Origin of the sequence: Photorhabdus hainanensis, from assembly GCF_018448965.1 — a bacterium.
Classification (GTDB): Bacteria; Pseudomonadota; Gammaproteobacteria; order Enterobacterales; family Enterobacteriaceae; genus Photorhabdus; species Photorhabdus akhurstii.
The window spans coordinates 14,557-26,947 of sequence record NZ_RCWD01000025.1 but is presented as its reverse complement, the minus strand read 5'-3'; the positions used below and the strand labels follow the sequence as shown (position 1 = coordinate 26,947).

Genomic DNA, 12,391 nt, shown 5'->3' with positions numbered 1-12,391 from the left:
CACGCCAACATAGCGAAAGATTCGATGCAAATACCGTTGACCCTGTGGACACAGGAGCTGCATACATTACACGCCCGTTTAGCTCCCCTGTTTAAGCGCTCCGAACCACATTACTGGAAAATAAAGTAGCGCCACTAAGGTCATATCACCAGTTTATCCATATCCAGAATTAAACAATAAAGGTAAAGGATTTAAAATAGGCGGAATAATCAAGGATTACGCCGTGAGGCGCTGTTACAAAAGCCCTCAACGGCGTATTTCCACAATTTATTCACAATAAGCCAATAACGTTTTCTGGCACAGTTGAGAACGAACGCAATCCTCTTGATTAAAATGGATAACACTGACGATTTCATCATCTGAAAATCTTTTCAGTGCGTCACGCAATCCTGATACGACTCCAACCGGTAAATCACATTGACTTATATCACCATTTACAATCACAGTAACATTTTCCCCAAGCCGGGTCAGAAACACTTTCATTTGATTAACAGTGACATTCTGGGCTTCATCCAGAATCACAAATGCGTTTTCAAATGTTCTACCCCGCATATAGGCAAAAGGCGCAATTTCCACTTTGCCAATTTCAGGCCGTAAGCAATATTGCAGAAATGATGCTCCCATGCGTTTTAATAAAACGTCATAAACTGGTCGGAAATAGGGCGCAAATTTTTCAGCCATATCTCCGGGCAAAAAACCGAGATCTTCATCCGCCTGTAATACAGGGCGGGTGACGATGATTCTATCAATTTCCTTATTAATCAACGCATCCGCAGCCATTGCGGCACTGATAAACGTCTTACCGCAGCCCGCCTCCCCACTGGCAATAATCAATTTTTTATAGTTTATTGCGCGCATATAACGCCATTGCGTTTCAGTCCGTGGCAAAATTTCCGAAATATCCCGGTTATCACGTGCCATACCAATAGCTTCTACGCCACCGAGTTGTACCAGAGAGGTTACATTATCATCCTGATAACATTGATGATGACGCAAATCCCTTTTCATCATCCGTTTTGCCTCTCGACGTGATTTAATCACTGCTTTCTGTCTACTCATAGCAGTATCACCTTATCGTTGTTTTCACCCATCCGGTGTCATATCACCGATATAATAACTACGTTATTTCAAACAGATAGGCGCCTCCTGTCCGCTTATTCAGCCCCATAGAAAAACAATGGTAGAACCGTCACATATATTAATGACTTTGATACTCCCACAGGTTCGCATATCATCGGAATATCAATCATTAACGTTACTCACCATTATTTCTATCTAGTGAAAACTAACGAATCATTATGACAGTATAATGACAATTTCTAAGTTATGGCAAACAAGCCAGGAACTCTTGATTAAAAATCATCGACAGTATCGCTTATTTATTTTTGCGATAAATTTAATTCATTGAATAATATGACTTAATATTTAAAATGATAAGTATTCATTAATATAAGCTAATTACTTAACATCATAGTAGCCATTATTAATTTGGCTACTATTGTATTGATACATTCAGTTACCATCCGACAAAGAAGTCACTATCTAAAAGCGCTCTTCCCCACCAGATGGCAACAATATTATTATTGATGACAACAGAGTAAATAGTTAATTATCTGTTTTGTTAAGTACCCTTACAGTTTCCAGCCAATCGAAAACCCGCATTTTTTGCTTCAGTTTCTGTTTTAAAATAGACAGTATTCTTCTCCTGAATCACCTTATAACCTGAACAATGAAAGAAATGATAGATTTTGCTGTTGTTATTTCCTTTAATTAATCCTGTAGAGGATGCATCAGGTAATACCCGTTGTCTCTGGATATCTGCCTGACTATTTCTCTGCCCTGTTCTCTGCTCAGTTTTTGGAATGCCTGCGGCGGAGTTTTTATGCCACAATTGCCATTTCTGTTCACCGGTAACAAAAGGGTTATGATGCCCCATAACACTGGCAATTCGATTATCTCTCTCCCGTTCCCATTTACTCGGTGGATATTGACGATCCCAAGCGATAAATAATTGCTGTTGTTGACGGGACATAGAAAGATTGTAACGATCATGCATATAAAAATTGATCCGCGCAACCTGCCCTTTTACTTCATTTCTAGGCTCGAATGTACGAGATTTAAAATCGACTTTACTGGTACAACGACCATAATCATTCGGCATATTTTTCGGTAACATTCCATAACCAAAATTACTACGATCGCCATTAACCTCGCCAATTGATGGGGCCAAATTATGCATATCGGATTCCATTGCCCTGAAAACCGGATCGGAAGAGACACAATTCTTCCTCCCTCCATTTTGCCAACATTGTCGCTGATGACCAAAAACCCAGGCAGGAACAATATGTTCCCATTCAATTCGTTCAGCTCGATTCTGTTGTGACCTGACTTGATAACCACACGAGGAAAGAATTGCGCGTCCACCGCTCTTACCTGTCCATTGCCAATCGCAACCACAATAAAATGTCCCTTCCCCTGACTTAAATTGATCATGGTAAATGCGTTTACGCAATTCAACTTTAGCTTGTTCAAAGGTGGTCGGAGCGGCAAAAGAAGATAAAGGAGCAATTAAGCTGAAACACCCAATATGAATTGCCAAAAAAATAACTTTACGTTTCAATGATAAACCCTACTTATGCAAAAATATCATTCTGATTTTACACTTTTATGTTGCCTCATAATCGACCTATAAGACAAATATTGTTTCTTTGCATTTCATCTTAGCATCTCTTTTAAAAAGAAAGGCTACTCAATGAACAGATTGAGATATCACAAGAGGATAGTCATCCCATTATTGCGGAATGATTAATCGGGTATGATGAGATCGATATATAAACCATATGCTTTAAAAACGAGCGGTTATATCACTCACTACTGGCATGAAAAAATAGGGAATGGCGCTCAACGTCAGCTTCCAATATTGAAGTCCAAATAAAGTACAGGGCCGATACACGGCCCATTCTTACTGCAATTTACTACCAGAATCATTTATTACCAGAAGCGCTGGTACTCTCCATTTCTTCCTGTAACTTCTTTCGTTTCAAGTTCCAGAGTGAATCTTCTGGCATTTGGACCCGAATATCTAAGCGGCAGGAATCGGGAATATCACAAGGCTCTCCATCTTGATAGAAGATCTTGTTGCCATTGTCATCAATAGATTTGAGTCGCCAATTTTGAAATCTCTCCGGTAAATGCGCATGTTGACGATGGAAAGTCTCAATGATAATAGAGCCGTCAGGTTGAACGTGATCATCAACAAAAATCAGTTCGAGATTATTGTTGTCGCGGGGAACGGAAATGCCCCCATTCACCCCCCAACCACCATCAGCGTTATAGCCCAGAATATTTAATACATGATATATGCCGGTTCCCTCTTTTATTACTTCTGCACCTTCGGATTCGTCATTAGTCGAGAATATGCCATCAGGGTAGATTTCTATTATCGGGGAGGCTACCTTGAGGTTTCCATTGGCGTCTGGTTTAGCGTTCTTATCGTCCCAAAACTTACGTGTAACTTGTCTTTTGCTATCGCTATTTATGCTATCTGTACGATATGTACTGCCTTCATGCATGAAAACCAGCCTGTGGCTCCATACACCATCTACGCCTTCACTTGATAAACCATTTACATTACTAAATCTTAACTGAACGCCATACCAATCAGATGGCAGCCCATATTTAGTAAGAAATGGCGAATTAGGCCCATACCCGGCACAACCATCGTATAGATTTTCCGATCCATACAAACGAGCAAAACCCATTGAATGCATTGCATCATTAATTGATACTGCGCCTACATCCCCCGCAGTCAAATTAATATCTCCAGTCAACGCCTTGCCGTTTATTTTCCGGCTATCAGGTACCTTAGTATTAATACTTCCCAGTAATGAATTAACTACTTCCTTAATCAACTTTTGCGTCACTGCCAATGTATCACTATCACCAATTACATCGGTAAGTTGAACAATACCTTTTTGTGTTAGTGAAGCATTGGGAATTCCTGTTATAGCTTTATGTTCTAGAGCTTTATTTAACTGTGCGGTGAGTTTAGCTACATTACCATCATCTAAAACATCCTCACCAGATTGTGTCGCAATAAAATCAGCTACAACCGATGTTATTGTTGACGCTTGACGTAATATCTTATTTAATATGTGATTATCAATGTACTGCCTGTCTGGAAACCCACGCGGTAAATTCGGATTTATTTCATAGTCTTGTTGACTGGGCACATTAGCGCCATTACCAATAGCAAAAGCTTTAAAATCATTTTTACTCATATACCTTCCCCAAATTAAATAATGTTCGCTTATAGTCAAAATGGAAACATAATTTCCCATCAGAAAAACATATTCAGACCTCTTATATTAAACTTCTGAAAATATTCTTTCTGACCTGCCCTCCTTCAACTTTTATCGAAAATAAATTTAAAATCGACAATTAAATCAATTTTACAAATCAGAGTTCATAGTTATATGGACTTTTATACGAACTTCCTTAATCAAAGCACTGATTAAAAACCAGTGCTTTGTTAATATCTAAGGGCTATAAGACTTTAATGATATTATTCTTGCGGCTGTTCAGGCCAATTAATGTCTGGTGCCGATGAAACATCAACCCGACGCAGTAACACCAAATACTTTTTCCAATCTAACAATAGCGCATTTTCCGCTTCCGATGCCATTTCAGTTTCAACCGCATATTGCAATACAGTGATGGCTTCATCGGCTTGCCGACGGAAAATAGCACGTTGTTGTTCTGCCTGTTCAATTTGACTGACTTTTTGAGCTTCAAAGTCCGTTACCCATTTTTCACCATCCCATTGATCAAAATTGGTGGACGGTTGCTCGAATGTTAATATCTCTGGTAATTCACCCAGTGCCGTCACTTCTTCCTGTGCACCCGCTTGCGTGTTGTAAGCTATTTTTCCACGGTGGTCAGGAACAATTTCCCAATAACTTCCGTCCTCACTGCGACGCACAGCCATATCATCAGAATCGGGCAGGTCTGGTGCGTCTAAATAAGAGTGCGCTGACACACCTACACCTTCCGCAACATATTCGAAATCAGAGCCAGAGAATTCTCTCGAATAGGGATTAACATGATAAACTTTTATCCAGCCGGCTTGAATTGCTAATCCGTCTTCACCTAATACAGCGGTTTCAGTATCTAAGATATTTTCTTGTGTCATTATTATTCTGCCTTTACAATATTATTCTGCTTTTACGATATAGTTAAATGCGATATTGCGGGGGCGGGTTTCATAGCCGCTTGTATTGTTAGCAATAGATGTAGCCGTAGCGCTATCAAGTACATCACGCCCCAACGGGAACTGGTATTTATCGAAAGGGCCTTGATAACTAGAAAGAAATCTATCATCAGGAAGACCTTTCGTTAGTTGTATTCTTTTTGTGTTGTCAGTCTGCGCACTTAAAATAACACGACCGCTATCAACACCACGCCCATCATCCCAACCACGAATAAACTCGCCTCTTAAATCAGGTAATCTACCGTCAGGATAAGCTTCTGCTAACTTCGGATATTGTGACCGACTAAAAGCGGAGCCATTACAAGTGAAATAACCGGAAGGTGGATGAGGCAACGGCCAGGGAATAGGCGAGCCAACGGGGGGGCTGGAAATACTTGAAACTTTTTGCTCTAAAGCTTTATCTAAAGCCCTATTAAATCGCACAGTAAGTTTAGCTATATCACCATCATCCAAAACATCCTCACCAGATTGTGTCGCAATAAAATTAGCCACGACAGATGCTATTGTTGAGGATTGACGTAATACCTTATTCAATACATGAGTAGAAACATTCTCGGGAGGAAATCCCGTCTTTAAATTCTGACTTTCTTCATATTTTTCTTGGCTGACTACATTAGCATTATCACTAACAGAAAAGGCTTTAAAATCATTTTTCTGGCTCATATACTCCTCTTAAATTCAATAATATCACTCAGTAATCAATATATTAAATAATCGTACAGATAGCCTCTATCAATTGACGCTAATTATAGTCTAGTTCAGGAAAAGAATAATGAAATTTATTTTATAACTTATAGGGTTAATTATTTTTATATAATTGGCAGTAATAAATCATCCAACACTCCAACACATTGCAATAAAATACATCCAGATTTATTTGCATTTGTCATCTGTTACCTTATCTTTGCCATTTATAACTGCAAATTTTCATGATAATGTTTCCTGCCTTTATTAAAACAGACGAAAAAATAACAATGACAAAAAAGACCACACTACAGCGTGGCCTTAAGCAAGGTAACTCACCAGTAAAAATTATTGTTTTTCAGCAAACAGTAACCTGTAGATTCCTCCACCAATAATTCCACCAATAATCGGCATCACCCAGAAGAACCATAACTGCTCTAAAGCCCAGGTATTCTGGAATATAGCAACAGCTGTGCTTCGTGCTGGATTGACTGATGTGTTGGTAATAGGAATGCTAATCAAATTAATTAAAACCAGCGCCAAGCCGATTGCTAATGGCGCAAAACCCGGAGGTGCTCGTCTATCTGTCACGCCAATAATGACAATTAAGAAAATAGCCGTTAAAACAATTTCGGCCACAATAGCAGATTGTAGTGAAAATCCACCCGGTGAATGCTCACCAAAACCATTTGATGCAAAGCCACTCGCGGTCGCATCAAAACCCGCCTGCCCACTGGCAATAACATATAATACTGCCGCGGCAAGAATACCACCGATAACTTGAGAAATAATGTAAGGAATAATTTCTACTGCCTTGAAACGACCACCAGCCCAAAGACCAATTGTTACAGCGGGGTTAAAATGCCCGCCAGAAATATGCCCAACAGCATATATCATCGTTAATACGGTTAAACCAAATGCCAAAGATACACCGACAAAACCAATCCCTAATTCAGGAAACGCAGCAGAGAATACAACACTACCACATCCCCCAAAAACCAGAACAAAAGTTCCAAGCAATTCAGCCGCTAATTTTCTTAACATGTTTTGTCCTCATCCAGTTATCAAAACGAGTCACCTTGCTGAAATTAACTATAGCCAATAAATTAAAATCATGCTTATTTTTACTATAACCGTATAAGCCACTGATTCTTGTGATATCTTTGCCTGATATTCACTTCAAACCGTGATTTAAAGCAACATCTATCCTGTACAGATCAACTTTTCGGTGAAAAATGGATAACTTAAAATCAATTATCGCCAAAATAAGTTCAATATTCTGTTTTAACAATAGAAAAATCCGATGCAAAATACCTGCACCGGATTATCACGTCAGTATTGAATAACATAATACCTATTAAGCAATGAGTACTATGTGAAAACTGTTTTTCTCACTGCTGAACAAGTCATTCATCTGACTACCAAAACTGAAATATTTGCATATCCGACAATCCCTGAAGCGTTTGAACCTAATAAATGGGTGGAAATATTAGGTCGCCGGGAACCAATAACAATTAAATCTGCTTTAATCTCATCTGCCGTCGATAATACTTTATCCCTCGGTGATCCAAAGGCTACGGAGAAAGAGACTCGCTCTTTTGGCAAGTCTATTTTCTCAGCCACTTTTGCCAATTCCTCTTCTGATCTTGCAATAGATTTCTTGGCAAAAGAGTTGAGCAAATCATATTGGTAACTATAACTAATTGAAAATCTTGATATATCAGGAACGGCATGGAAAAGATGTATATTAGCATCAGATAACTTCGCCAAATACTCTGCATGTGCAATCGCTTTATCGGTCAATTCATCTTCTGAAATATCCACCGGTACTAAAATCGTTTTGTACATATGCACTCCTATATTTATATACCAAACCTAACTACTTCAATGAGTATATACCCGTCATCTTTCAAGTTGCCTCTTTGTTGGCTGCACTCGCTCACCTCGGTCACATAGTTACCTATGCTCCCGGGGATTCACTCCTTTGCCGTCGCGATACATCTTGAAATCCATAGGGTATAAAATATTCCATTATTTGTTGTGAGTTGTTTAACTAAATCAAATAAATTACAGTATAGCTCTATTTTCAATCACTCAGAGTCAAGATGCCACTTATGCAATATTCGATGAATGAAAGGCGTTACAACAAGTCCCAAGGTAATAAAGAACACACTTTCCAAAAATACCCCATACATCGCAATAAAATATTTACCGGATAAGTTATCTAGCAAGCCATCCGAAGATGGCTAGCCAATCTCTCCCATTACGTTTTAATCACCTTACCTAATAACCAAAACAGATGTTGTCGAATATTTAACAACACCAGATGCATTAGATCCTAGCAAATGCGTTGTAATATTGGGCCTTCTAGAGCCAATAACAATAAGATCAGCATTAATTTCTGTCGCTGCCGCTGTTATTTCATCTCTTGGCGACCCAAATGCAATGGAATAGGATAACCTGTCATCAGGAAAATCGATGGTATCAAGCAGCGTTCTCAAATCATCTTCGGCTTTAATTGTCGCTTTATCCTTAATTTCATCATATCCCAACGAATATGCATTAACAATTGCTGATGAAATTGGCAGTACATGAAGAATATGAAGCCTCGCACCTGTTTTTTTCGCCAAAGACAGTGCATGCTTAACAGCTTTACTCGTTAGTTCATCTTCTGAAATATCTACCGGTACTAAAATAGTTTTGTACATACGCACGCTCCTATATTTACATACCAAACCAGACTACTACATTATTTAGTATACTCTATATCCTGTTAATTACTATGAGTTATTCAACTATATAAACACAATGATAAAAATCAAGAAAATCACTTATATTTCATATTGATATAAAGATATTACTAATACCACTCATATAGAATTAACATTTATAAAAGTAAAAACCCATCATTGCCATAATAATGAATCTACTACTGTTTGTCATCAATGTTGATTACATTACCTATTTGCAAAAGAAAAAGTTAACTGATACCTTTTTTCAATATATCATTCTGTATATAACGATAAAGCAAAAATTATAAATTAAAGATTTTTTACAAATTATTTTCCTTTCCTCACTTTTCTCTATAACCAGAGAATTAATGTCGCTTTTAATTTATTCACCTTACATCTTTAGTTTCATACACTTATGATCATTTAATGCATATAATAATATATTTTTCCAAAAAAATATTATGAAATAACGTTGGTCATTTCAACACGTAGCAAAAGTGGAGAGTACAGGGGTAATAACATTAACCCCTGAGACCTACCTCACTGCCGATATAACGCTTTTATTTGCTGAACCGTATTTTCAAATATCTTAGCCTGTTTTTCATCTCCCATTTCTGCAATAACATGTTCCAAATTCAGTACAACTTTTCCTGCATGGGCTTGCCCCATAGTTTTAAGAATAGAAGCCAACAGAACTTTCAAACATGTCACCTCTGTTGCCAAAGTTTCAGTATCGGATGAAGAAATTAAAGCGATTTTATTCATAGTCGTTACTCGTTTACGTATTAATTACGTTATGAAAATAATAATTATATCACATAATTCATCCCCTATTTTTATACATTTTCCAAATAGATCTACGTCAAAAAGCGTTAAATTATTGTTAAAACCATTTATTTTATAAATATTTATTTAGTTATTAATTTCATCATAATCAGAATACACAGAATGTTCCTATTACAAATAAACAGTACTTATCATCGTATAAAATAATTCTCTTTTGTCTTTGGAAGAGATAAGTATAATCTTCACATTCCTGATGAACTTTTATGATAATTTATCTATTCTATTGTTTTATATAATCTTTACTAAAAGTCAAAAAATAGACAATTGAAGTTAACTCTTTTGAAACAAATTCAACACACAAGCAATGTCAATGAAGCTCATGTATGAGCATAGAGCCAGTTGGAGATACTTTTTTGATAAATGTTTTGTTAGTCGATGATCACGAGCTGATCAGGGTTGGTGTAAAGCGTATTCTTGATGACGTAAAAGGGATAACAGTAACAGGAGAAGCTAACTGTGGTGAAGAAGCGATAAAGTGGTGCCGGGCTAATAAAGTAGATATCGTGTTAATGGATATGAACATGCCAGGCATGGGCGGCCTGGAGGCAACAAAAAGAATCCTACGTTATTGTCCCGATGTCCGAGTCATCATGTTGACTATCTATACTGAAAATCCTTTGCCAATGAAGGTGATGCAGGCCGGCGCCAGAGGATATCTCAGTAAGGCTTCCACCCCTCAGGACATGATTAATGCAATCCGCGCGGTTAACGCCGGCCAGCGCTATATCGCTCCCGATATTGCTCAACAAATGGCCCTTAGCCAAATTAGTCCACAGCAAGACAATCCATTAAGTTGTCTGTCTGATCGTGAATTACAGATTATGTTGATGATCACGAAAGGACAAAAAGTGAGTGATATCTCCGAACAACTTAATCTTAGCCCAAAAACCGTCAATAGCTATCGCTACCGAATGTTTAGTAAACTCAATATCAGCGGTGATGTAGAATTAACGCATATGGCAATACGTTATGGGCTATTCGACACAGAGAGTCTATTAAATAGTGACGGAACAATTTGATTCAAAAACATTTTTACAAACAGTAACCAGTCAGCCTGGTGTTTATCGTATGTATGACGCCTCAGGCACGGTTATTTATGTTGGTAAAGCCAAAGATTTAAAAAAAAGGCTTGCCAGTTACTTTCGTGCGCAGGTCGCCAGTCGTAAAACCGAATCTCTGGTTAAAAATATTGTTCAAATAGATGTCACTGTCACGCATACCGAAACAGAAGCACTGCTATTGGAGCATAATTACATTAAGCTCTATCAGCCCCGCTATAACGTTTTACTGCGAGATGACAAATCCTACCCTTACATTTTTCTCAGCGCGGATAAACACCCACGGCTGGCAATGCATCGGGGAGCTAAACATTCTAAAGGTGAATATTTCGGCCCGTTTCCAAATACTCATGCAGTACGAGAATCATTAATCTTACTGCAAAAACTTTTTCCTATCCGACAATGTGAGGATAGTGTCTACCGCAATCGCTCGCGGCCATGCCTGCAATATCAAATTGGCCGCTGCCTTGGGCCTTGCGTTAACGGGCTGGTAAGTGAAGAAGAGTATCAGCAACAAGTTGATTATATTCGTCTGTTCCTTTCAGGCAAAGATCAGCAAGTTTTAACCAGATTAATTAACCGAATGGAACAAGCCAGCCAGCAACTGAAATTTGAAGATGCTGCGAGATACCGTGATCAAATCCAGGCCGTTCGTCAGGTCACTGAAAGACAATTTGTTTCAGGAACAGACGATGACCTGGATGTTATCAGTGTTGCCTTTGAAGCGGGTATGGCTTGTCTACACGTACTGTTTATACGTCAAGGCAAAGTACTGGGCAGCCGGAGTTATTACCCTAAAGTCCCGACAGGGACAAAGCTTGATGAGATTGTACAAACATTCCTTGGCCAATTTTATTTACAGGGCAGCCAGAATCGGACTTTGCCCTCAGAAATTTTGCTGGATTTTACTCTGCCGGAAAAAGATATTTTGTCTGATTCTTTATCTGAAATATCCGGGCGGAAAATTCATATTCAAACCCGCCCTCGTGGAGACAAAGCCCGTTATCTGAAACTTGCTCGCACAAATGCAACCACCGCCCTAACTACCCGCTTATCGCAACAATCAACCATTCATCAAAGATTAGACTCTCTCGCCAAATTGGTTAAGCTGGCAAAAATTCAGAGAATGGAATGTTTTGATATTAGTCACACTATGGGGGAACAAACTGTTGCATCCTGTGTCGTTTTTGATAGCAATGGCCCACTACGTTCTGAATATCGGCGCTATAATATCAGTGGTATCACTCCCGGTGATGATTACGCCGCCATGAATCAAGTATTACGCCGTCGATATGGAAAGGCATTAGATGAGTCAAAAATTCCCGACATTATTTTCATCGATGGAGGTAAAGGGCAATTAGCTCAGGCAATAGATGTCTTTCAATCTCTTGATGTTGGATGGGATAAAACGCGCCCTCAATTGATAGGCGTTGCCAAAGGCAGTGATCGCAAAGCTGGGCTTGAAACACTATTTTTCGCGACGGAGGATAAAGGTGTCGCATTACCGCCGGACTCTCCCGCCCTGCATGTAATTCAACATATTCGTGACGAATCACATAATCATGCAATAACCGGGCACCGCCAGCGCAGAGCTAAAGTTAGAAACACCAGTACACTGGAATCTATTGAAGGAGTCGGCCCCAAACGCCGACAAATGTTACTGAAATATATGGGAGGTTTGCAGCCTTTACGCAACGCAAGTGTCGAAGAGATCGCAAAAGTACCGACTATTTCCTATGCATTAGCAGAAAAAATTTATAATGCATTGAAACACTAAGTACATTGATGCACCATACTTATAA

Annotated in this window: 11 protein-coding genes; 2 read left to right on the top strand and 9 right to left on the bottom strand. The window is 38.8% G+C overall.

Translation table 11 applies throughout. From position 1 onward, the window contains the following. Nucleotides 1–267: 267 nt before the first annotated feature. The 9 genes from phoH to EAE92_RS15590 all read right to left on the bottom strand — a co-directional run bounded on the left by phoH (nt 268) and on the right by EAE92_RS15590 (nt 9,450). Nucleotides 268–1,059 carry a phosphate starvation-inducible protein PhoH gene (gene phoH, locus EAE92_RS15630; RefSeq protein ID WP_214068736.1) on the bottom strand — a complete coding sequence of 264 codons (792 nt, stop codon included), beginning with the start codon at nt 1,057–1,059 and terminating at the stop codon, nt 268–270. Nucleotides 1,060–1,621: 562 nt separating this feature from the next. Continuing rightward, a complete protein-coding gene (locus EAE92_RS15625; RefSeq protein WP_214068735.1) occupies nt 1,622–2,620 on the bottom strand; it encodes an endonuclease in 999 nt (332 codons plus the stop codon). A gap of 364 nt (nt 2,621–2,984) precedes the next feature. After that, a complete protein-coding gene (locus EAE92_RS15620) occupies nt 2,985–4,280 on the bottom strand; it encodes a phage tail protein (RefSeq protein ID WP_214068734.1) in 1,296 nt (431 codons plus the stop codon). 284 nt (nt 4,281–4,564) lie between these two features. After that, entirely contained in the window at nt 4,565–5,191 is a 627-nt protein-coding gene (locus tag EAE92_RS15615) for a tail fiber assembly protein (protein ID WP_214068733.1), read from the bottom strand. 21 nt (nt 5,192–5,212) lie between these two features. Further along, entirely contained in the window at nt 5,213–5,932 is a 720-nt protein-coding gene (locus tag EAE92_RS15610; protein WP_214068732.1) for a phage tail protein, read from the bottom strand. A gap of 369 nt (nt 5,933–6,301) precedes the next feature. After that, a complete protein-coding gene (gene aqpZ, locus EAE92_RS15605; protein ID WP_214068731.1) occupies nt 6,302–6,997 on the bottom strand; it encodes an aquaporin Z in 696 nt (231 codons plus the stop codon). A 366-nt stretch (nt 6,998–7,363) separates the two neighbouring features. Continuing rightward, entirely contained in the window at nt 7,364–7,801 is a 438-nt protein-coding gene (locus EAE92_RS15600; protein ID WP_214068730.1) for a universal stress protein, read from the bottom strand. A 431-nt stretch (nt 7,802–8,232) separates the two neighbouring features. After that, entirely contained in the window at nt 8,233–8,661 is a 429-nt protein-coding gene (locus tag EAE92_RS15595) for a universal stress protein (protein ID WP_214068729.1), read from the bottom strand. Nucleotides 8,662–9,225: 564 nt separating this feature from the next. Beyond that, a complete protein-coding gene (locus tag EAE92_RS15590) occupies nt 9,226–9,450 on the bottom strand; it encodes a DUF2594 family protein (protein ID WP_214068728.1) in 225 nt (74 codons plus the stop codon). A gap of 434 nt (nt 9,451–9,884) precedes the next feature. On the opposite strand from EAE92_RS15590, the gene uvrY reads away from it, so the two are divergent. After that, nucleotides 9,885–10,550: a UvrY/SirA/GacA family response regulator transcription factor gene (gene uvrY, locus EAE92_RS15585; protein ID WP_214068772.1), complete on the top strand. Its 666-nt coding sequence runs from the start codon at nt 9,885–9,887 to the stop codon at nt 10,548–10,550. Further along, nucleotides 10,534–12,366, top strand: a complete 1,833-nt coding sequence (uvrC, locus tag EAE92_RS15580; RefSeq protein ID WP_214068727.1) for an excinuclease ABC subunit UvrC — start codon at nt 10,534–10,536, stop codon at nt 12,364–12,366. Before uvrY ends, uvrC begins: the two co-directional genes overlap by 17 nt. The last annotated feature ends 25 nt before the right edge of the window (nt 12,367–12,391 follow it).

Bases quoted from the DNA above. Each gene is read 5' to 3' on its own strand.
- phoH (WP_214068736.1), bottom strand. From the start codon at position 1,059: ATGAGTAGACAGAAAGCAGTGATTAAATCACGTCGAGAGGCAAAACGG.
- EAE92_RS15620 (WP_214068734.1), bottom strand. From the start codon at position 4,280: ATGAGTAAAAATGATTTTAAAGCTTTTGCTATTGGTAATGGCGCTAAT.
- EAE92_RS15615 (WP_214068733.1), bottom strand. From the start codon at position 5,191: ATGACACAAGAAAATATCTTAGATACTGAAACCGCTGTATTAGGTGAA.
- EAE92_RS15610 (WP_214068732.1), bottom strand. From the start codon at position 5,932: ATGAGCCAGAAAAATGATTTTAAAGCCTTTTCTGTTAGTGATAATGCT.
- aqpZ (WP_214068731.1), bottom strand. From the start codon at position 6,997: ATGTTAAGAAAATTAGCGGCTGAATTGCTTGGAACTTTTGTTCTGGTT.
- EAE92_RS15600 (WP_214068730.1), bottom strand. From the start codon at position 7,801: ATGTACAAAACGATTTTAGTACCGGTGGATATTTCAGAAGATGAATTG.
- EAE92_RS15595 (WP_214068729.1), bottom strand. From the start codon at position 8,661: ATGTACAAAACTATTTTAGTACCGGTAGATATTTCAGAAGATGAACTA.
- EAE92_RS15590 (WP_214068728.1), bottom strand. From the start codon at position 9,450: ATGAATAAAATCGCTTTAATTTCTTCATCCGATACTGAAACTTTGGCA.